Consider the following 21,402-nt stretch of genomic DNA (forward strand, 5'->3'; position numbering starts at 1 on the left):
GAATGGCAATTATTCCGCAATAGTTGGCAATTCTTCCCGTTGTGTCTGTTTTCGGTAGTCCGACACACTCTCTCCCGTCATTTTCTTAAAGAAACGGCTGAATGTAGCCAAGTCCTCAAAGCCCAAAAGGGAACTGATTTCCTTAGCGCTTTTCCGTGTGTACAGCAACAGACGTTTGGCTTCCGCATCTATCCGTTCGTGAATGACGCGAAGCGGAGAAGGCAGTCCGCAAATGGAAAATAAATTGGACAGCGTTTTAGGTGAACGACAAAGCATATCGGCATAGTCCTGTACCTGCTTCTTCTCGCGGAAGTTCTGGTCTACCAATACATAGAATTGGCGGATAATATCGAAAGTCCTCTCATTCTCCCGTCCCACACCGAACCTTGTACGGGCAATACGTGTGCAGGTGATGATGAAACGTTTCAGTACAATCCGCAACATCTCTTCCCGGAGATTATCATTAATGGCAGACTCCTGACGGAAGATACGGACTATATCGTGCAGGTTGGACGACTGTTCTTCCGACAACCTCAACCGCATTACCTGAGATGAACCGTAAAAGAGGAAACCGTTGCAGGACACTTCATTGTCATGCCCATAGATACAGTAAAAGTTACTGTTGAAAACAAACGTCAGATATTCACCCTCCACCTCTTTTATGTCCAGATGATGCAGCGGGGTAAGCGTGATAATCTCATCCTTCTCCAGCTTCATTGGGATGTGGTCCACCTCGACGGTAAGCGTACCGCTCTGTACCCACAGAAACTTATACAAAGTCTTGTCACGTTGCAGCGACCTGCTTTCGTGGAAGCGGGATGTCATTGCGATATTGCCGTTCAGGCGCGTATTCAGTTGATAGTCCATAAGCATAGATTATTTGATAGGAATACACAAAGATAAATAATATCTTGTTTACTATTGATTATTTCCCGACTTTTGCATCCCTAAGTTCCTATTTTATTTCTAACTTGATTAATAGTAAAGTATAATGTTTCCCATCATATTCGTATCACTCGGTCCCGGCGAAGCCGAACTGATTACCCTGAAAGGACTGAAAGCGCTGCAAAACGCCGATTGCATCTTCTGTCCCGAAACACCCGCCCGAGACGGTCGTCTCCTGTCACGCGCCGCCGACATCATGCTCCAACTCGACATTCCTGCCGACCATATCTACCGTTTCTCCCTACCCATGAGCAAACAGCGGATGGATGCCCTCAACGCTTACGACCAAGTATATGCCGCTGCCCTTTCACTGCATCATGCAGGCAAGAGAGTGGCTATTGTGGCAGAAGGTGACACAGGCTTCTACTCTTCCATACATTATATATATGAGAAACTGCAAGCCGGCGGTACTCCCGTAGAACAGATTGCCGGCATCCCCGCCTTCATTGCCGCCGGGGCACGAGGCGGACTGCACATCGCCAGCCAAGAAGAGCGGCTGACTGTAATTCCCGGCATCACCACCGCCGATGAAATAGAGCAGCTGATACAATCCCGGAGCACAGTCGTCATTATGAAACTGTCGCAATGCACCGACGAAGTACACCGCTGCATCCGCCTGCATCCCGAATACGATTATCATTATTTTGAGAATGTAGGCACTCCGCAGGAGAAATACATTTGTGACACACGACAGATTGAAGCCCTTCACTTTCCTTATTTCTCCCTAATAATTATTCGCCACAATAGCTTCTGATGCCGATTTAATACATTTTCGCACAGAGTACGAGTGATTTTTGCAGAAATGGCTTACCTTTGCACTTTATAATTAAAAAGATAAAGACATGAAGAAACTTGCTTTTTATATGTTAATGCTCGTTATGAGTATCGGTTATGCTTATGCACAAGGTCAGGCAGATATCAAATTCGAAAAGACCACCCACGATTTCGGAACATTCTCAGAAAACAGTCCGGTGGTAAGTTATACATTTAAATTTACCAATGTGGGTGATGCTCCGCTGGTAATCCACCAAGCCGTGGCATCTTGCGGATGTACAGTGCCCGAATATACTCAAGAACCGGTAATGCCCGGAAAAACCGGAACTATCAAGATTACCTACAACGGTACAGGCAAATATCCCGGACACTTCAAGAAGTCCATTACATTACGCACCAATGCCAAAACTGAGATGATGCGGATATTTGTTGAAGGTGATATGACTGCCAAAGATGCCAAATAAGCGTTTTTATGCTACAGAATAAAGGAGAATTTTTTAATTCTCCTTTTTTTTTGCTTTCTTTGAAGTCTATAACAAATTTGACTTGTGAAATGAACTTACATATTCACAATACTAAATCCAATACATATCGCAATCATAACAATAAAAAATAAAACAGCTATTATGAAACAAGAAGAAGAGAAACTTACCGGCTTGCCGGAAAATGCATTCCGTGAGCTAAAGCCGGGAGAAGTCTACAACCCCTTGATGAGTCCTGACAAAAAATATCCGGAGGTAAACCTTTGGTCGGTACTGTGGGGTATTGCTATGGCAATCCTGTTTTCGGCAGCGGCAGCCTATCTGGGACTGAAAGTGGGACAAGTATTCGAAGCGGCTATTCCTATTGCCATTATTGCCGTTGGTGTGTCCAGTGCCGCCAAACGTAAGAACGCACTGGGCGAAAACGTTATCATCCAATCCATCGGAGCCAGTTCCGGAGTTATTGTGGCAGGTGCCATCTTCACCCTGCCCGCACTGTATATCCTGCAGGAAAGTTATCCGCAGGAAATCACCGTAACATTTGCACAGGTATTCATCAGCTCGCTGCTGGGTGGTGTGCTGGGTATTCTTTTCCTTATTCCCTTCCGTAAATATTTCGTCAGCGATATGCATGGCAAATATCCTTTTCCCGAAGCAACCGCAACAACACAAGTGCTTGTATCGGGTGAGAAAGGCGGCAGCCAAGCAAAACCGTTGTTACTGGCAGGTATTATCGGAGGCCTTTATGACTTTATAGTAGCTACTTTCGGGTGGTGGAACGAAAACTTCACAACCCGCGTATGTGGCTTCGGCGAAATGTTGGCAGAAAAGGTCAAGCTGGTGTTCAAAGTAAATACCGGAGCGGCTGTATTGGGTTTGGGGTATATTGTCGGACTGAAATACGCTTCCATTATTTGTGCCGGTTCGCTTGCTGTATGGTGGATTATCATTCCGGGTATGTCACTCATTTGGGGAGACAGCATACTGAACCAATGGAATCCGGAGATTACCGTCACCGTAGGCGCAATGTCTCCCGAAGAAATCTTCCAACACTACGCCAAAAGCATCGGCATCGGCGGTATCGCCATGGCAGGTATCATCGGTATCATTAAGTCATGGAGTATCATCAAGAGCGCCGTAGGACTTGCTGCCAAAGAAATGGGCGGCAAGACTGATGCCAAAGCGAACCTAAAGCGTACGCAACGCGACCTTTCCATGAAGATTATCGCTATCGGTTCTATCATCACATTGATATTGGTTACGCTATTCTTCTACTTTGATGTGATGCAGGGCAATCTGTTACATACATTGGTAGCTATTTTGCTCGTTGCAGGCATCTCATTCCTCTTTACCACTGTGGCAGCTAATGCCATTGCCATTGTGGGAACAAATCCGGTATCGGGAATGACATTGATGACACTTATCCTTGCGTCCGTAGTAATGGTGACGGTAGGCTTGAAAGGCCCGGGTGGAATGGTAGCGGCATTGGTTATGGGTGGCGTGGTTTGTACGGCGCTGTCTATGGCAGGCGGTTTCATCACCGACCTTAAAATAGGTTATTGGCTGGGAAGCACCCCTATAAAACAGGAAACATGGAAGTTCCTCGGAACAATTGTTTCTGCGGCTACCGTAGGTGGTGTCATGATTATCCTGAACAAGACATACGGATTTACCAGCGGACAACTGGCAGCTCCGCAAGCCAACGCAATGGCGGCGGTAATAGAACCTCTGATGAACGGTGTAGGCGCACCCTGGTTGCTTTACGGCATCGGTGCGGTACTGGCCATCCTACTGAACGCTTGCAAAATACCTGCACTTGCCTTTGCATTGGGTATGTTCATTCCGTTGGAACTGAACGTTCCGCTGGTAGTGGGTGGCGCTGTAAACTGGTACGTAACCAGCCGCAGCAAAGACGCAGCCCTCAATGCCGAACGTGGCGAAAAAGGTACATTGCTGGCATCCGGTTTCATTGCCGGCGGTGCGCTAATGGGTGTGGTAAGTGCGGCAATGCGCTTCGGCGGTGTCAATCTGGTGAACGACGCATGGCTCAACAACACATGGTCTGAGGTGCTGGCACTGGGTGCTTATGCCATTCTGATATTCTATCTCGTAAAAGCTTCGATGAAAACCAAATAAGCTGCGAGGATATTAAAATAAGTTCAAAGGAAACTATATTCATTATGAGAAATATACTATTCTTATCTCTTTTATTCGTAACTACGATATTATCTGCACAGAAGCCCGTCGAGCTGCTTTTATGGCCCGACGGAGCACCTAATACAAACGGGCTGACGGGTACTGAAGAAGACTTGCAGGGTGGTCGTGTTGCCAATGTGGTTAATCCTTCCATCACCGTTTACCGTCCTGCAAAGCCTAACGGCATGGCTATTATCATGTGCCCCGGAGGCGGATACGCACGTCTTGCCATGAACCACGAGGGACATGATATGGCAGCTTGGTTTATGGCACAGGGCATTACGTATGCGGTACTGAAATACCGGATGCCGAACGAGCATTACGAAGTCCCCCTGTCGGATGCCGAACAAGCCATCCGCCTCATGCGCAAGCATGCCAAAGAATGGAACATCAATCCCAATCGCATCGGCATCATGGGTGCATCTGCAGGCGGACATCTGGCCGCATCCCTTGCCACGCTATACGGCAGTGACGCTACCCGTCCTGATTTTCAAATATTGTTCTATCCCGTCATCTCCATGCTGAAAGGTGTCACCCATGGTGGTTCACGCCGGAATCTTCTTGGCGAGAATCCTTCCACCGAACTGGAACAGAAATACTCGCTCGAACGACAGGTATCTCCCAAAACTCCACAGGCATTCATCATGTTGTCGGCCGATGACGGAGCCGTACCTCCTATCAATAGCATCGGTTATTTCCTTTCCCTGCGTGAACAAAAAGTTCCCGCCACCTTGCACGTCTATCCGACAGGTGGCCATGGTTGGGGATTCCGTGATAACTTCACGTACAAACGGCAATGGACCGACGAGCTGGAGAAGTGGTTGAGAGAAACTCTATAATAATCCATTTACCATTCAAGCCTTAAAACTTCCCTATATGAAAATACAAAGACTATTGATTGCCGCTGCCTTTCTTCCTCTTGCCCTCACGGCACAGGAAGAAAGGTACGGACAAATCACCAACCCCAGACTGACAAGCATCAACAAAGAACTGCCCCGCAGTACATTCACTTCTTATACAAACGAAGCGGATGCCGTTATCAACGACCGTAAAAACGGAACATTTCGTCTTTCACTCAACGGTAAGTGGAAGTTCCATTACGTAGAAAACTTTGCCGATCGCCCCACCGACTTCATGGATACCCGTACAGACGTAAGCAAATGGCCGGATATCAATGTTCCCGGTAACTGGGAATTACAGGGCTTCGGCACTCCTATCTACGTCAATCATCCATATGAGTTCTGCTCTGCAGGTTACGCGCCCTATTGGGACAAGCCCAATCCGCCTTATGTGCCTAAAGAATGGAATCCTACGGGAACTTACCGCCGTACCTTCACCCTGCCCGCCGACTGGGAAAACAAAGAAATCTTCCTAAGTGCCGACGGAGTACGCGGAGCGGCTTTCTACTACCTCAACGGCAAATTTGTAGGCATGAACAAAGACGCCAAAACCCCTGCCCGCTTCAATGTCACTTCCTTTGCCCGCCGAGGTGAGAACGTGATAGCCATACAGGTGCACCGCTTTTCCGACGGCAACTATCTGGAGTGTCAGGACTTCTGGCGCATCAGCGGCATCGAACGGGACATCTATATGTATGCCCAACCGCAGATACACCTGACGGACTTCAAAGCAGAAACTCCCTTGGACGACAATTACCGCAACGGCATCTTAAAGCTGAAAGTAAAGTTTGCCAATGAAACCAATAAGGAGATTCCGTTTATCGTAGGCTATCGTCTGCTCAACAGCAAAGACAAACAGATTGCCCAGTCCTCAGTCCGCGTAAGCTACGGACAGACAGAAGTAGAATTCAACACCAAAACAATCAAAGAACCGTTGCAATGGACAGCCGAAACACCGAACCTCTATACACTCGTTATCAGCTTGAAACACATCAACGGAGACGTTATTGAAGCCACCAGCTGCAAAGTAGGTTTTCGTACCGTAGAGATAAAAGACAAGCAACTCATGGTAAACGGCCGGCCTATCCTCGTGAAAGGAGTCAACTATCACGAGCACAATGAATACACCGGACATTACGTCACCGAAGATCTCATGCTGAAAGACTTCGAACTTTGGAAACAATACAATATAAACACCGTACGTACCTGTCACTACCCGCAACAGGAACGCTTCTACGAACTGTGTGACCGGTATGGCATCTACGTCATAGATGAAGCCAATATTGAAAGCCACGGAATGGGCTATAACCTGAATGTAGGCGGAACATTGGGAAATAATCCTCTGTTTATGAATGCCCACGTAGACCGTACGCTGAATATGTACGAGCGCGACAAAAATCATCCCTGCATCATCACTTGGTCGCTTGGAAATGAAGCGGGCAACGGTCTGAACTTCTACGTCACCTACAACACACTGAAAGCATTGGACAGCCGTCCCGTACAATACGAGCGTGCCTTACTGGAATGGAACACAGACATTTATTGTCCCATGTACCACCGTCCCAAGCACATCGAAAAATATGCCCAGAATCCCAAAATGACTCGCCCGCTTATTCTTTGTGAATACGCCCATGCCATGGGAAACAGTCTCGGCAACTTTCAGGAATATTGGGACATCATCGAGAAGTATCCCATCCTGCAAGGGGGGTGCATCTGGGACTGGGTAGACCAGGGACTTGCTGCCGAAACCTCCGACGGCCGCAAATATTGGAAGTACGGCGGCGATTACGGTGAATACGGCACTCCGTCCGATGGTGACTTCTGTATCAACGGCGTGGTGTATCCCGACCGTAGCGTCAAGCCGCAGACTGAAGAGATGAAGAAAGTGTATCAGAATATCAAGTTCTTCGATTTCGACCGTGTAGCCTTCGTTGTAAAGATACGAAACGACTTTTCCTTTACCAATCTCGATAAATACGACTTCTACTACATCGTTCGTCGTCACGGTCAGGAAATTTACAAAGGTCGCATCAGAGACATCAAAGCCGAACCGGGTCAAACCGTCACCAGTCCGTTCCTGAATGGTATTCCCGTAGTCAACCACTCCACCGGAGACGTACGTATAGAGTTCTACGCCGCTATCCGTACACCCGAGCCTTTCCTTCCGGCAGGTACAGTCATCGCCCGCGAACAGACCTATGTATATACTTTCCACAAGGAAAATGCTCCGCAGCAGGCATTCGCCGGATTGGAGGATAACGGTAAACAAGTCACTTTCTCCGGTACAGACTTTAAAGCCACATTCGACAAGCAAAGCGGTCTGTTAGTGTCCTACCAATACAAAAAGCAGGAATTCATTTACAACGGACAAGGCCCCCGCCCCTTCTTTTGGCGTGCTCCTACCGACAATGATTATGGAGCTCAACTGCCTATACGGCTGAAAACATGGAAAGAAGCCAGTTATCAAGAGCCGAAAGCCGAAAGTTTCAATGTAGTGCGGGACAAAGACTCTACAGCAGTAAAGGTCACCTATCACTTCCCGCAGACTGATGCCCGATGGGATATAACGTACAAAGTGTACAACAACGGAATTATTAAAGTAGACAATCATTTCGTTGCAGAGAATACCCAAAGCCCGATGATACCGCGTGTTGGATTACGAATGCAGCTTCCCGCCCGCATCACCTCGCTGACCTACTACGGACGCGGTCCGGAAGAGAACTATCGCGACCGTCGCACCTCACAATTCTTCGGTGAATATACGTCAGGCATCAAAGATATGTACGAACCCTATATCCGTCCGCAGGAAAACAACCACCGTACGGATATCTATTGGTGTACACTCACTGATAAGGCAAAGGAAGGCTTGCTGTTTGTAGCCGACCGCACTTTTGAGATGAACGTATCCAACTATCCGCTGGAAAGTCTGGACAGCGGTGACTCTTTGGAAAATGCCGCTCCCCGTACCGAAAAGACCAATCACCGCCACCTTACCGATCCGCAACCGGAATCCTTGGTAGATTTTTTCATTGACTACCGTATGATGGGTGTAGGCGGTGATAACAGTTGGGGAGCCTTGGCACACGAACCTTATCTCATACATTCCGGTAAGCAAAATGCCATTGACTATGGCTTTACGATTGTGCCGTTCGACAAGAAAACGGATTTTAAGAGTTTGATATATAAATACTAAAACACTGAGATAATGAAAACCTTACTCGGTATGCTTTGTACTTTGGTAATAGCATTGCCCGTTTCCGCGCAGGAAACGGGCAATGTCATACTGAAATACGGATTGAACTTCCTTAAAACTCCCTACGTGGCACATACGCTGGAAGTGAACGATGAGGAAAAACTTGTAGTCAACTTCGATGAAGTAGATTGCACCACTTTTGTGGAATATGTGCTTGCCCTCGCTCTCTCTCCCGTCAAGAACGAAACAATAGACAAGGCTGATTACGCACGAAGTTTGCAAAACATCCGTTATCGTAACGGTAAGATTGACGGTTACACTTCCCGCCTACATTACATCGCTGATTGGGTGAATAACGGTGTTAGGCATGGTTTTATAGACGACGTAGCCGCTGCCAACAGCCCCGATACGCTAAAATTATCTCTCAATTTCATGTCCACGCATCCTAAAGCATACAAGCATTTGGAAGCTTCTCCCGAAAATATCAGCAAGATTGAAAATATAGAAAAGGCGCTGTCCGGACAAGTTACTCATTATATCCCCAAAAATAAGTTGCCCGACAATGGTTTCAGTTGGATAAAGAATGGCGATATCATAGCCATTACCACCAATATTCCGGGATTGGATGTTGTCCATCTGGGTATTGCCTACTATGAAAAAGGAATATTGAAACTACTTCATGCTTCCTCTACCCAGAAAATGGTGGTTATTACGCAGAGGCCATTAGCACAGATGCTGAAAAACAATAAAAGATTTACAGGGATTAGGGTGTTGAGAATGAAAGAAGACAAGCAATAAGACATTAGAAAACACCATAAATCTAAAAACAATTCAAGGATGTACCCAATATTTAATAATAGGTACATCCTTGAATTGTTTTTATCAGAACGGCAACGGTCCGTCCGACCCCACCCCGCCAAACGGATTATCTGTTTGCGGCATATAGTCGGCGGCAGACGGTGGTGGTGGCATAGAGGTACTGCCGATAGGCGCATTCATACGCGAGCCGAATGTAGCCCCGCCTCCGCCCTCAGTAGGTGGCGGAATAACCATATCGTCTTCCGGATTTTGGAATCGGGTGTATTGACCGATAAAGCGCAAACGCACATCCCCCACCGCACCATTACGGTGCTTGGCTATAATAATCTCTGCCATACCACGCAAGTCGCTGCCGTCGGCAGAAGTATAAATCTTGTAATATTCGGGACGATGGATGAAGCATACCATATCGGCATCCTGCTCGATGGCTCCGGATTCACGAAGGTCACTCAACTGCGGACGCTTGCCTTCTTCTCCTTCACGGTTTTCCACACCACGATTCAACTGCGACAGGGCAATGATAGGGATATTCAACTCCTTGGCCAGCCCCTTCAATGAACGTGAAATCGTACTCACCTCTTCCTGACGGCTACCAAACGACATACCACTGGCATTCATCAGCTGAAGGTAGTCGATAATAATTACCCTTACCCCATGCTCACGTACCAGACGACGGGCTTTAGTACGAAGCTCAAATACGGAAAGCGAGGGAGTATCATCCACGTAAAGCGGTGCATCCAACAAGTCGCGCAACTTATAGTCCAATTGTTGCCATTCGTAGTCGGCAAGTTGCCCGCTCTTTATTTTCTCACTCGGAATTTCGCACACATTGGAGATAAGACGGTTCACCAACTGTACGTTGCTCATTTCAAGGGAGAACAAGGCAACAGGATTACGGAAATTCACAGCAATGTTCTTTGCCATAGAAAGCACAAACGCTGTCTTACCCATGGCAGGACGAGCGGCTATAATAATAAGGTCGGAATTCTGCCAACCGGAAGTCATCTTATCCAACTTAGTAAATCCACTCTCAAGACCGCTTAGACCATCGGTGCGGGCGGCAGCTTTCTGAATAAGGTCGTACGCTTCGGCAATGACCGGATTAATCTGCGTATAATCCTTCTTCATGTTCTGCTGGGAAATCTCAAATAGCTTGCCTTCGGCTTCCTGCATCAGGTCGTCCACATCGAGCGTCTCGTCGAATGCCTTGGACTGGATATTACTGGTGAATGTTATCAGTTCGCGCGCCAAAGCCTTTTGGGCAATGATGCGGGCGTGATATTCAATGTGCGCAGAAGATGCAACCTTGCTACTGAGCTGGGTAATATAGAACGGACCACCGACTTCTTCCAAGTCTCCACGTTTGGCCAGCTGTTCTTTCACGGTAAGGATATCCACCGGTTTTTGGTTGACTGCCAAATCCGTGATAGCGGAATATATCAGTTGATGCCGATGCTCGTAAAAAGATTCGGGACGGAGGATTTCGCTCACCAATGAATAAGCGTCTTTCTCAATCATCAATGCACCCAGTACGGCTTCTTCCAGTTCCGGCGCTTGCGGCTGGATACGCCCGTAGTCGTTAACGGGTTGGGGTACTTTTGATTTCGGAGTACGGGTAGTTCGTCTTTGTTCTGCCACTTTTTGAATTAAAAATTGAAAATTAAAAATTAAGAAATAATAGTTTGCCTTTTAAAAAGGGAAAGCAAAGATAAATGATTTTATTGAGAGCAATCAACAAATCATTGTTAAGTTTTCAATCTACTATAAACAGAATTCATTAACTTTGTCTCCGAAGCCGCTTTGGCAACCCGTTTTTTTTAATTTTCAATTCTTAAATCTCAATTAAACAATGATTACTTTTCCGAATGCTAAAATAAATTTGGGGCTGAACATTACAGAGAAACGTCCGGACGGTTACCATAATCTGGAAACCATCTTCTACCCTATTCCCATCGAAGACGCACTGGAAATAAACCTGCTGCATGACGGTGACGGAAAATATTGCCTGCATCAGGCAGGTATCGAAATAGCGGGAGAAGCGGAAAACAATCTGGTAGTAAAGGCTTATAAACTGCTGGATGAATGGTTCGACCTGCCACCGGTGGATATCCATTTGTTCAAGCACATCCCCTCGGGGGCAGGGTTGGGCGGCGGTTCGGCAGATGCGGCGTTCATGCTGAAACTGCTGAATGAGAAGTTCGGTCTCGGCTTAGGTTGCGACAAGTTGGAGGAGTACGCTGCCCGTTTGGGAGCGGACTGTGCTTTTTTCATCAGAAATACCCCCACTTATGCGGAAGGTATCGGCAATATATTCTCGCCTGTTTCCCTATCGTTGAAAGGGTATCAGCTCTGGCTGGTAAAGCCGGATATATTCGTCTCTACACGGGATGCCTTTTCGCTAATAAAGCCGCACCGTCCGGAGCATCCGCTAAAGGAGGCGGTACGGTTGCCCGTTGAAGAATGGAAAAAGCATATGGTAAATGACTTTGAGGAGAGCGTGTTTCCTCAATACCCCGCTATCGGAGAAATCAAAGAAGAGATGTACAAGCAAGGCGCCATTTATGCGTCAATGAGCGGTTCGGGCTCATCCGTTTACGGCCTATTTGCAGCCGATGCCATATTACCCGACATTGACTTCGGGGAAAAAGCATTTGTCTACAAAGGGAAGCTGACTATTTGATTTAAGATAAGGTGTAAGATACAAAATATAAATTATGAAGTATAAATTATGAACTATGCGGACATAGCATTGTTATACTTCATATTTTATACTTTGTACTTATTTTACCCTCTTAGATTAAATGAAAAGATTTAGATTTTGTATCGTAGCAAGTATGCTACTGCTTATGTCCGCCTCTGCCTTTGCCAAAGGGCTCCCCGTAGAGATACAGACAGCCTTTGAGAAGATGTATCCACAAGCTGAAAATGTTGAATGGGAACAGATGGCGGGATGTTATGTAGCGGAATTCGTCATGGACAATCGGGAGATAGATGTGTGGTTCGACGAAAAAGCCCAATGGGTAATGACAGAAAATGACGTCGAGTCATTAGAGAATGTCCCCGCTCCTGTTGCAGAAAACTTTATGAAAAGCATTATGGCTTCCATGAGATTAAAAGATGTGAGGATAATCACTTTTCCCAAACATCCTACGGTTATCGTTATCGAAGTAGAAGGCTACAATTCCGATGAAGAATTCCAGTTATTCTATTCGTCGGACGGAAAGTTACAGCAACAACTGAACGTAAGTGAACTGGGTGGAGAGATTTATCCGGGATTATTTGAATAAGCGTAATTTGAGTTTTCCTAATCCTTTTTGAGTTTATCGTACTCTTCATCCGTCACCGGGCAGTATCTTCAGTCCATACACCTTTCGCCAGATTGAATGCAGCCCATGCTTTGGGCCAGCCGGCATAGAACCCGATGTGGGTAATAATTTCGACAATCTCAGTACGGGTAATGCCATTCTTCTTTGCTGACTGAAGATGAAAGACGAGTGAATTATCGGTGATGCCCTGACTGATAAGAGAGGTAATGGTTACTAAGCTGCGGTCACGCAAACCTAATTTATCGGTACGGCTCCATACTTCGCCAAAAAGAACATCATCATTTAGCTCCGCAAATTTCGGGGCGAACTCTCCCAATTGGATACGCCCGGCTGTCTGTACTATTTTTTCTTGTGCCATAACATTGAGTGTTAAAATACTGAATACTGAAATCAAAAGAATCTTGTTCATAACTGCTTTCATTATTTATTTTCCGATTGCAAATTTACCGCAATTCAACAAACCGATTTGTATATGATTTACAGATATATATACCTAAATTCCCGATTCTAAGATAAATCCAATATCAATTAAATAAAATACCCTGACTTTCTACCATAAAAAAGACAATGCGTAACGAATGCTATTTCAGCTAATTCGCTACGCATTGCCTTATTCATGTTTTCCGCAATGTGTATATTAACACTTCACACCTGCAACTTAGTACACTTCCACCTTTTCCGCAATCCTTTTTGTCTTATCACGCAACGCATCAAGGTCACTATTCAGCGGTGCGTAGCACAGCACAACACCCATACGGCGATTGACACGGGTAGTAGGTTTGCCGAAGATACGCAAGTAAGTATCTTCTTCTTTGGTCACCTCTTCCATACCACGATAGTTAGGACGTTCCTGACTGGAAATGGATGAAAGGATAACGGCGCTTGCACCTATCCGCTCTTGCTTGATACCCGGAATGGGCAAGCCCAGTACGGCACGGCAATGCAATTCAAATTCATTCAGGTTCTGCGTTCCTGCCAACGTAACCATACCCGTATCGTGCGGACGCGGAGAGAGTTCGGAGAAGTAAACACCGTTCTCATGGCTCAGGAAGAATTCCACTCCCCACAAGCCGGCGCCTGTCAGGGCACGGGTTACTTTCTCCGCCATATCCTGCGCTTCCTTTAAATGAGCGGGATCGATATGGGCAGGCTGGAAACTCTCACGATAGTCACCACCCTTTTGTACGTGACCGATAGGCGGACAGAACAAAGTAGGGCCGTTCTTTTGAGTAACCGTCAATAAAGTAATTTCACTATCAAACTTTATGAACTCTTCGATAATAAGTTCTTTTATATCGCCACGGCTACCATTGCAACCATATTCCCAGGCATGCTCCAATTCTTCCGCACTCTTTACGAGTGATTGTCCCTTACCGGAAGAGGACATCAACGGTTTTACCACACAAGGGAAACCTATCTTTTCGGCTGCGGCTTTCAGTTCGTCCAAAGATTTGGCATAGAAATATTTGGCAGTTTTCAGTCCCAGCTCCTTAGCTGCAAGGTCACGGATAGCTTTACGATTCATGGTAAAGTTTACTGCACGTGCACTGGGCACAACCTGAATACCTTCTTTTTCAAAGTCGTACAAGCGTTCCGTACGGATAGCTTCAATTTCCGGAACAATAATATCCGGCTGGTGTTTGCGTACTACACATTCCAATGCATCACCGTCCAGCATACTGAACACTTCGCATTCGTCTGCCACTTGCATGGCAGGTGCTCCGGCATATGAGTCGCAGGCAATGATGTATTGACCTTTACGTTGGGCGGAAATCACAAATTCCTTACCCAATTCACCGGAACCTAACAGTAAAATCTTTTTCATTTCAGTATCAGTTTATTATAGAATTATGGCAAAGATAGGGAGAAAAAACGATATAAAAGAAATACGGGAAGTTAACTTTATTCACTGTATAAAGTTAACTTCCCGTAATTATGATATTAACATATTGTCACCTATTTAGTTAACTTCATTAAAGCAATGAAGTTAACTAAACATAAGCACTATTATTGATGTTGCTCTCTCAATAAGTCATTCACCGTCTTAACCGGATTAAAGGTAGTAAGAGGCACCTCTACAAATACTGTATTCCAGTCGCTCATTGCACCGTTCCAAAGTCCGGGAAGTTCCAAAGCTTTAAGGTCTTTACCGTTCTTTGACTTGTAAGAGATAAAACCTGTCGCCTTATCCACATACTTCACCAAGTCGAATTTATGACCTTTATAGTCGCGTACGGCACAAACCAAATCAACCGGATTGAAGTGCGTACCCTTTTCAAACATATCCTTCTTCTCCGAATCATTCATATCAATCTGTGAACTTTCGAGAATTTGCAGAGAAATCGTACCGTCACTGTTATAAGCAAGGAACGGACCGCCACCCGGCTCGCCTACGTTCTTCACCATACCGCAAACACGCATCGGGCGGTTCAACTTTTCTTTCAGATAAATCACAAGTTCGGCATCTTCCAAATTCTTAATTTCCGGATTCTTGCAGAAAAGTTTTTTCTGTACAAATTGCAAGATGTCAAGAATTTGTTCGTGCGTATATTTACCGCTGTCCAGCAGTTGCAGATAAGCAAAAGCCTGCTGTTGCAATGTGATGAGTACACCGGCAATCAACTTCTTATACAATACTGTATCGCCTTTCAGTTTATCGGGCACTACATTATCAATGTTCTTAATGAAGATAACATCGGCATCAAGGTCATTCAAGTTTTCAATCAATGCACCATGACCGCCCGGGCGAAACAGAAGTTTACCATTATCGCGGAAGGGCTTGTTTTCCATATCGGCAGCAATAGTATCGGTACTCGGCTTTTGTTCAGAAAAACTGATGTTATAATCCACACCATATTTCTTGGCATAAGCGGCAGCTTTCTCGTCTACCAATGCCTTGAACAGCTCACGATGTTCGGGAGATACAGTGAAATGGACATTCACTTTGCCATTCTTATTGGCTGCATAAAGCGCACCTTCCACCAAATGTTCTTCCAACGGAGTACGACTGCCGTCTTCATACTTATGAAACTTCAACAGTCCTTTCGGTAGCGCGCCGTAATTCAGTCCTGCCGATTCGAGCAATGCGGCAACCACTGTTTTATAATTCCCGGCAGTCACCAACGCTGGAATATCCTTACCGGCCGTTTTCTGACAAACGGCATTCAAATCATCGTAAAAAGCAAATTTTTCGATTTTATCAAAGAATGTTTTCTCGAAATTTGACTGGGGAGCATCATATTCCGCACCAAGAAATTCAAATAAATTCTTAAACATACGGCTTGCCGCACCTGATGCCGGCACAAACTTCACAACCGTCTTGTCTGTCTGAGTGTATGCTTCCCATGCATTCAGGTATTTCTTCTGTTCATCAGCATCCGGAGCCAATATCCCCTGTTCCACAGAAGCAGCAGCGAATAGCTTCAAATATGGAAATCCTTTTTCAAAACAGGCCAATTGTTCGGCAATCTGCTTTTCTGATATACCTTTTTGGGCAAGCAATTCTTTGTCTTGGAGTGTTATCATAATATCTAAATTTATTAATTGATGCCCAAAAATACAAAAAAAGCGCAAGTACCGTCAAGAAAAGGAAGAAAAAAACTACCTTTACAGCAGAAAATATGGACGATTATGGAAACATATGAATTTTTCACTACCGGAGAGAAACGTTTACTCTTCGTACTCTACCGAAAATTATTACAGCTTTCCGGAGAAACGCTCCACAAAGGCGATTGCAAAAAGCTAAAAACACATCTTATAAACTCTATACAGAATAACCGCATACAACGAGATATATTCGGTCTGAATCCGGTTATCAAAGATATGCAGACCGCTGTTATTGTAGCGGAAGAAATAGGTATGAAGCGAGCATCCATTTTAGGGCTGATGCTTCACGACTCCGTGCGTTGCGGTACTTGCACTTCCGAAGAAGTGGAACAGAATTATGGTGAAGATGTGGCAGGTATCATACGTGGGTTGATTCGGGTAAACGAGCTTTACTCCAAGAGCCCCACTATCGAATCGGAAAACTTCCGCAACCTGTTATTGTCTTTTGCAGAAGATATGCGTGTTATCCTCATCATGATTGCTGACCGCGTGAACATCATGCGTCAGATAAAAGATTGCGAAAATGACGATGCACGCAAGCAAGTGGCCAATGAAGCCGCCTATCTGTATGCTCCCCTCGCCCATAAGCTGGGGCTGTATAAATTGAAATCGGAGTTGGAAGATTTGTCTCTGAAATATACGGAGAAAGATGTTTACTATCATATTAAAGAAAAACTGAACGAAACAAAAGCTTCGCGTGACAAATATATAGCTGCTTTCATCGCTCCGGTACAGAAGAAGCTGGAAGACGCGGGATTACATTTCCACATCAAGGGACGCACTAAGTCCATTCATTCTATCTATCAGAAGATGAAGAAACAGAAATGTCCTTTTGAAGGAGTGTATGACTTGTTTGCCATTCGCGTTATTTTGGATTCTCAGGTAGAAAAAGAGAAGTTGGAATGCTGGCAGGCATACTCCATTGTAACGGATATGTACCAGCCTAACCCGAAGCGTCTGCGTGACTGGCTTTCTGTGCCCAAAAGCAACGGATATGAGTCGCTGCATATCACCGTCATGGGACCTGAAGGCAAATGGGTAGAAGTGCAGATACGTACCGAGCGTATGGATGAGATTGCCGAGCGAGGTCTTGCCGCCCACTGGCGATATAAAGGCATAAAAGGTGAAAGCGGTCTGGATGAATGGTTGACTTCCGTACGTGAAGCATTGGAGAATTCTGACAGTAGCGGTCTGGAAACAATGGATCAGTTCAAACTGGACTTATACGAAGACGAGGTGTTTGTCTTTACTCCTAAAGGGGACTTGTTCAAGTTGGGTAAAGGTTCCACCGTACTCGATTTTGCCTTTCATATCCACAGCAAACTGGGTTGCAAATGTATCGGTGCAAAAGTAAACGGCAAGAATGCACAGTTAAAGCAGATTTTGAATAGCGGTGACCAAGTTGAAATTATGACTTCCAATACCCAGACTCCCAAACAGGGATGGCTGAATATCGTCACGACCTCCAAGGCACGCACCAAAATACGACAGGCACTCAAGGAGATGGCTGCCCGCCAACACGCATTTGCCAAAGAAACACTGGAACGTAAATTCAAAAACCGGAAAATAGAATATGATGAGGGTACAATGATGCGTCTCATCAAGCGTCTCGGTTTCAAAGTAGTAACAGATTTCTATCAAAGTATTGCCGATGAAACATTGGACATCAACGACATTATAGATAAGTATCTTGAACTGCAAAAGCGGGAGAATGACACCCACGATGACATCGTTTATCGTAGTGCCGAAGGTTATAATTTGCAAACTGCCACTCTGCCTGAAGAGACAACAGCCAAAGAGGACGTGCTTGTCATCGATCAGAATCTGAAGGGGCTGGACTTTAAACTGGCACGCTGTTGTAATCCTATTTATGGAGATGAGGTCTTCGGGTTTGTTACCGTAAGCGGCGGCATCAAGATACACCGTTGCGACTGCCCGAATGCAAGCGACTTGCGCGAACGTTTCGGATATCGTATCGTAAAAGCACGTTGGGCGGGTAAATCGCAGGGAACACAGTATCCCATTACGCTGCGTGTAGTAGGACACGATGATATAGGTATCGTAACCAATATCACCTCTATCATCTCTAAAGAGACCGGAATTACACTGCGAAGTATCGGTATTGATTCGCACGATGGTTTATTCTCAGGTACACTTACCATTATGGTAGGCGATACAGGAAGACTGGAAACACTCATCAAGAAACTGAGAACGGTAAAGGGAGTAAAACAAGTATCAAGAAACTGAATTCAGCGATTAGCATGAAATACGATTTAAAAAAACAACTCCATAGTTTCGGGTATGCCTGGAATGGCATTCGAAATTGTGTGGGCAAGGAACAGAACCTAAGCTTTCATCTGATTGCAACAGTGGTAGTAATTATAACCGGGGTTGTCTTGAAGATTACACGCACCGAATGGATAGCAGTTGTCTTGTGCATCGGTATGGTGATTGCCGCTGAGTTATTCAATACCGCCATCGAAAAGTTGGTTGATTTAGTATCTCCCGAACGGCATCCCATTGCGGGACAAGTAAAAGACATTGCCGCCGGAGCAGTGCTGGTATGCGCTGTAGCGGCGGCAATAATAGGGTTGATTATCTTTATACCGTATCTTTAAAAAACGCGTTATCTTACTTTTTTCTTTTTATAATAAGGATATGTCAGCAAGACGAAGAAGAAGAATGCAAGTATAACGGCTACACCGGCTACATGATAGAGCAAGTACGCATCCGCCAATTTACAGGCTGTGGCAAGACCTGCAAAAATCCCTGTCTCCATAGCCAAATAGCATGTCGTATTGGCGGTCCCTCGCTGACAGTGATGCGACAGTTTCACAAACATTCTTATAAATACCCCTGTCAGAAACGCCAATACCGCCAAAGCTGAAAATGTAATGTAGTCCCCTATATATAATAAGGGTAATAACACGCCCGGCACAAAAGCTATTAATAACATATTCAATGCAGGGACCCATGCACGCGGCAAAAAGAAGCGGTCTAAACTGCATAGTTTCATACCGATAGGCGCACGGAAAGCAACATATACCCTCGAGGCAAAGTACATACTGAGAACTCCGGTAGCAACAGCCAAATAAACAACCGTACGAAGACCATAAAGGTCGTACAATACGATGCCGCTTCCCGCTCCTATCAGCATACCCAGCCTTGCAGACCACGCATATACCATATTCCCCGCACTGCGTCGCGCCGATGTCGTAATGTCAATAGCTACCGTAATACCTGCCGTCGTTGCCAATCCGAAACATGCTCCTTGCACCAATGCAAGCAGCAACAACTTTATATAATTATCTGCAAAAATATATCCCGGAATTGTCGCCAACAAGATAAGAGTAGAATAAAGCAATACGTTTTTCCGTTTATATTCATCGCACAGATAGGCATGAAACGGACCTACTGCAAACATCGCCGCTACAAATACCAGAAACATACTCCCTACCTGAGGAACGGATATTCCCAGCTGCTCCGGCATTACGAACGATAGTACGGGAAAAAGCATATAGACGGATGTAAACAACAACAAGTTTGCCGCACACATCCGCCAAAAGTTGAGTGTCATAAGTCCGTTAGTACTGTTCTTTCTCATTCGGGAAATCTAAGTTCTTCACATCAGATATATAATGGCTGATAGCATCCGTCATTATTGTATGAAGATCGGCGTAGCGACGCAGGAATCGAGGACGGAAACCATTGTTCATGCCCAACATATCCTGAACTACCAGTACCTGACCGTCTACTCCTCCACCTGCACCGATACCGATGATAGGAATAGTCAATTCACTTGCCACACGCTCTGCCAACGCTGCAGGAATTTTTTCCAATACAATGGCAAAACACCCTGCCTCTTCCAGCAAATGGGCATCACGCACCAGTTTCTCCGCTTCCGCATCATCTTTGGCGCGTACGGTATAAGTTCCGTACTTATTGATAGACTGCGGCATCAGCCCAAGATGCCCCATGATGGGGATACCTGCGCTGAGAATACGCTTTACCGTACCGATAATTTCTTCTCCACCTTCCAGTTTCAGAGCATCGGCATGGCTCTCTTTCATAATACGGATAGCTGAAGCCAAACCTTCCATTTCATTTCCCTGATAGGAACCGAAAGGCATATCCACTACCACCATTGCACGCTTTACACCACGAACAACGGACTTGGCATGGTAAATCATCTGGTCGAGAGTTATTGGAAGCGTAGTCACATTACCTGCCATTACATTGGAAGCGGAATCGCCTACCAGAATAACGTCCATACCTGCGCCGTCTACAATCTGCGCCATGGTATAGTCATAAGAAGTCAACATTGATATTTTTTCGCCTCTTTGTTTCATCTCAACAAGACGATGCGTAGTCACTTTACGAGTATCGTCTGAAATATATCCAGCCATAGTTATTTACAATTTTACAAATTACAATTTACAATCTGCCATACAAAGTCTCCGCACGGCGGCGCAAAGGTAGCGCTTTTTCCCATTACTTGTACACTTGAAGCATTTTATCGTATGTAAAGCCCGTAAAATCATCCAATATGCAATGGCATAACGGAGCGATGGCCTCACGGGGATTTGTCGTAGCCAACCCTATGACTACAGCTTCGGATGCCATACCCGCTTTCAGTCCGTTAAAGGAATCCTCAAATACATATGTGGTGTCAGGAGTTGTACCAAACACTTCCATTCCGAGCAAGAAGCAATCAGGAGCCGGCTTTGAATGAGCAAACATTTCTGCCGTAAGAATCCTATCAAACATGGTTTTTACCTCAGGACGGGCACGATAGACAGCGGACATCTTTTGATCGTTGGAACTGGTGACAACTGCCATTTTTACATGGCTACGACGTAAATCTGTGATAAAATCAAGTACACCGGGAATATATTCGTAATCCATATCCCGTTCAAAACGGTTGAGGGCAGCAGTAATTTCCTGCTGTTCCTTTGTTTTTCCGGCAAAAAAGGTATCATAAATGTAAGTCATTGTCTGCCCTTTTATACGGCTTTCCAAATCATCCATACCCAAATAATCGACACCGGCTTTATGCCAAAAGATAGAATACTGCGTTTCGGTATCCATTACTACCCCGTCAAAATCAAAAAGGACGGCTGTTGTTTTTATTGTATTCATGTTTAAAACAAATATAATATTCG

Annotated in this window: 17 protein-coding genes and 1 pseudogene; 10 read left to right on the forward strand and 8 right to left on the reverse strand. The window is 45.4% G+C overall.

From position 1 onward, the window contains the following. Positions 1-9: 9 nt before the first annotated feature. Positions 10-867 (reverse strand): helix-turn-helix domain-containing protein, encoded by an 858-nt coding sequence (locus tag DW121_RS11235; RefSeq protein ID WP_117712791.1) that lies wholly within the window; start codon positions 865-867, stop codon positions 10-12. A 124-nt stretch (positions 868-991) separates the two neighbouring features. On the opposite strand from DW121_RS11235, the gene DW121_RS11240 reads away from it, so the two are divergent. The 6 genes from DW121_RS11240 (at position 992) to DW121_RS11265 (ending at position 9,287) form a co-directional block, all read left to right on the forward strand. Continuing rightward, the gene (locus tag DW121_RS11240) at positions 992-1,699 is read left to right on the forward strand and encodes a precorrin-2 C(20)-methyltransferase (RefSeq protein WP_118323796.1); all 708 of its coding nucleotides are present in this window, start codon (positions 992-994) and stop codon (positions 1,697-1,699) included. Between the two features lie 88 nt (positions 1,700-1,787). Beyond that, the gene (locus DW121_RS11245; RefSeq protein ID WP_117712739.1) at positions 1,788-2,183 is read left to right on the forward strand and encodes a DUF1573 domain-containing protein; all 396 of its coding nucleotides are present in this window, start codon (positions 1,788-1,790) and stop codon (positions 2,181-2,183) included. 162 nt (positions 2,184-2,345) lie between these two features. Next, entirely contained in the window at positions 2,346-4,337 is a 1,992-nt protein-coding gene (locus DW121_RS11250) for an OPT family oligopeptide transporter (protein WP_117712738.1), read from the forward strand. 44 nt (positions 4,338-4,381) lie between these two features. Further along, a complete protein-coding gene (locus DW121_RS11255) occupies positions 4,382-5,236 on the forward strand; it encodes an alpha/beta hydrolase (protein ID WP_118323797.1) in 855 nt (284 codons plus the stop codon). A 37-nt stretch (positions 5,237-5,273) separates the two neighbouring features. After that, the gene (locus DW121_RS11260) at positions 5,274-8,489 is read left to right on the forward strand and encodes a glycoside hydrolase family 2 TIM barrel-domain containing protein (RefSeq protein WP_118323798.1); all 3,216 of its coding nucleotides are present in this window, start codon (positions 5,274-5,276) and stop codon (positions 8,487-8,489) included. A gap of 12 nt (positions 8,490-8,501) precedes the next feature. After that, positions 8,502-9,287: an N-acetylmuramoyl-L-alanine amidase-like domain-containing protein gene (locus DW121_RS11265; protein WP_118323799.1), complete on the forward strand. Its 786-nt coding sequence runs from the start codon at positions 8,502-8,504 to the stop codon at positions 9,285-9,287. Positions 9,288-9,371: 84 nt separating this feature from the next. On the opposite strand, the gene dnaB is transcribed toward DW121_RS11265, so the two are convergent. Then, the gene (gene dnaB, locus DW121_RS11270; protein WP_118323800.1) at positions 9,372-10,946 is read right to left on the reverse strand and encodes a replicative DNA helicase; all 1,575 of its coding nucleotides are present in this window, start codon (positions 10,944-10,946) and stop codon (positions 9,372-9,374) included. Between the two features lie 211 nt (positions 10,947-11,157). Between dnaB and ispE the strand changes: the two genes are divergently transcribed. Then, positions 11,158-11,988, forward strand: a complete 831-nt coding sequence (gene ispE, locus DW121_RS11275) for a 4-(cytidine 5'-diphospho)-2-C-methyl-D-erythritol kinase (protein WP_118323801.1) — start codon at positions 11,158-11,160, stop codon at positions 11,986-11,988. A 121-nt stretch (positions 11,989-12,109) separates the two neighbouring features. Continuing rightward, on the forward strand, positions 12,110-12,595 hold the full coding sequence (locus DW121_RS11280; RefSeq protein ID WP_187120029.1) for a PepSY-like domain-containing protein: 486 nt from the start codon (positions 12,110-12,112) through the stop codon (positions 12,593-12,595). A gap of 58 nt (positions 12,596-12,653) precedes the next feature. Here the strand turns inward: DW121_RS11280 and DW121_RS11285 are convergent. The 3 genes and pseudogenes from DW121_RS11285 to DW121_RS11295 form a co-directional block, all read right to left on the reverse strand. Next, a pseudogene (locus DW121_RS11285) lies at positions 12,654-13,043 on the reverse strand (carboxymuconolactone decarboxylase family protein); the annotation flags it as partial. Between the two features lie 249 nt (positions 13,044-13,292). After that, on the reverse strand, positions 13,293-14,459 hold the full coding sequence (gene purT / locus DW121_RS11290) for a formate-dependent phosphoribosylglycinamide formyltransferase (RefSeq protein ID WP_118323803.1): 1,167 nt from the start codon (positions 14,457-14,459) through the stop codon (positions 13,293-13,295). 182 nt (positions 14,460-14,641) lie between these two features. Continuing rightward, positions 14,642-16,159: a DUF4301 family protein gene (locus tag DW121_RS11295; protein WP_118323804.1), complete on the reverse strand. Its 1,518-nt coding sequence runs from the start codon at positions 16,157-16,159 to the stop codon at positions 14,642-14,644. 105 nt (positions 16,160-16,264) lie between these two features. On the opposite strand from DW121_RS11295, the gene DW121_RS11300 reads away from it, so the two are divergent. Next, complete coding sequence (locus DW121_RS11300) at positions 16,265-18,487, forward strand: RelA/SpoT family protein (protein WP_117712729.1); 2,223 nt, start codon at positions 16,265-16,267, stop codon at positions 18,485-18,487. A 14-nt stretch (positions 18,488-18,501) separates the two neighbouring features. Next, the gene (locus DW121_RS11305; RefSeq protein WP_118323805.1) at positions 18,502-18,858 is read left to right on the forward strand and encodes a diacylglycerol kinase family protein; all 357 of its coding nucleotides are present in this window, start codon (positions 18,502-18,504) and stop codon (positions 18,856-18,858) included. Between the two features lie 8 nt (positions 18,859-18,866). Here the strand turns inward: DW121_RS11305 and DW121_RS11310 are convergent, their stop codons facing one another. From DW121_RS11310 to DW121_RS11320, 3 genes are all read right to left on the reverse strand, one after another. Then, positions 18,867-19,844 (reverse strand): MFS transporter, encoded by a 978-nt coding sequence (locus tag DW121_RS11310; RefSeq protein WP_118323806.1) that lies wholly within the window; start codon positions 19,842-19,844, stop codon positions 18,867-18,869. Continuing rightward, positions 19,825-20,646 (reverse strand): 3-methyl-2-oxobutanoate hydroxymethyltransferase, encoded by an 822-nt coding sequence (gene panB / locus DW121_RS11315; RefSeq protein ID WP_117712726.1) that lies wholly within the window; start codon positions 20,644-20,646, stop codon positions 19,825-19,827. The genes DW121_RS11310 and panB overlap by 20 nt, the downstream gene beginning before the upstream one ends. Positions 20,647-20,731: 85 nt before the next feature. Continuing rightward, entirely contained in the window at positions 20,732-21,379 is a 648-nt protein-coding gene (locus DW121_RS11320) for an HAD family hydrolase (RefSeq protein ID WP_118323807.1), read from the reverse strand. Positions 21,380-21,402: the final 23 nt, after the last annotated feature.

Origin of the sequence: Bacteroides sp. AM10-21B (assembly GCF_003472565.1) — a bacterium.
Lineage (GTDB): Bacteria > Bacteroidota > Bacteroidia > Bacteroidales > Bacteroidaceae > Bacteroides > Bacteroides propionicigenes.

Excerpts from the sequence above, each read along its gene's own strand:
- DW121_RS11235 (WP_117712791.1), bottom strand. The coding sequence starts at position 867 with ATGGACTATCAACTGAATACGCGCCTGAACGGCAATATCGCAATGACA.
- DW121_RS11240 (WP_118323796.1), top strand. The coding sequence starts at position 992 with ATGTTTCCCATCATATTCGTATCACTCGGTCCCGGCGAAGCCGAACTG.
- DW121_RS11245 (WP_117712739.1), top strand. The coding sequence starts at position 1,788 with ATGAAGAAACTTGCTTTTTATATGTTAATGCTCGTTATGAGTATCGGT.
- DW121_RS11250 (WP_117712738.1), top strand. The coding sequence starts at position 2,346 with ATGAAACAAGAAGAAGAGAAACTTACCGGCTTGCCGGAAAATGCATTC.
- DW121_RS11255 (WP_118323797.1), top strand. The coding sequence starts at position 4,382 with ATGAGAAATATACTATTCTTATCTCTTTTATTCGTAACTACGATATTA.
- DW121_RS11260 (WP_118323798.1), top strand. The coding sequence starts at position 5,274 with ATGAAAATACAAAGACTATTGATTGCCGCTGCCTTTCTTCCTCTTGCC.
- DW121_RS11265 (WP_118323799.1), top strand. The coding sequence starts at position 8,502 with ATGAAAACCTTACTCGGTATGCTTTGTACTTTGGTAATAGCATTGCCC.
- ispE (WP_118323801.1), top strand. The coding sequence starts at position 11,158 with ATGATTACTTTTCCGAATGCTAAAATAAATTTGGGGCTGAACATTACA.
- DW121_RS11280 (WP_187120029.1), top strand. The coding sequence starts at position 12,110 with ATGAAAAGATTTAGATTTTGTATCGTAGCAAGTATGCTACTGCTTATG.
- purT (WP_118323803.1), bottom strand. The coding sequence starts at position 14,459 with ATGAAAAAGATTTTACTGTTAGGTTCCGGTGAATTGGGTAAGGAATTT.
- DW121_RS11295 (WP_118323804.1), bottom strand. The coding sequence starts at position 16,159 with ATGATAACACTCCAAGACAAAGAATTGCTTGCCCAAAAAGGTATATCA.
- DW121_RS11300 (WP_117712729.1), top strand. The coding sequence starts at position 16,265 with ATGGAAACATATGAATTTTTCACTACCGGAGAGAAACGTTTACTCTTC.
- DW121_RS11305 (WP_118323805.1), top strand. The coding sequence starts at position 18,502 with ATGAAATACGATTTAAAAAAACAACTCCATAGTTTCGGGTATGCCTGG.
- DW121_RS11310 (WP_118323806.1), bottom strand. The coding sequence starts at position 19,844 with ATGAGAAAGAACAGTACTAACGGACTTATGACACTCAACTTTTGGCGG.
- panB (WP_117712726.1), bottom strand. The coding sequence starts at position 20,646 with ATGGCTGGATATATTTCAGACGATACTCGTAAAGTGACTACGCATCGT.
- DW121_RS11320 (WP_118323807.1), bottom strand. The coding sequence starts at position 21,379 with ATGAATACAATAAAAACAACAGCCGTCCTTTTTGATTTTGACGGGGTA.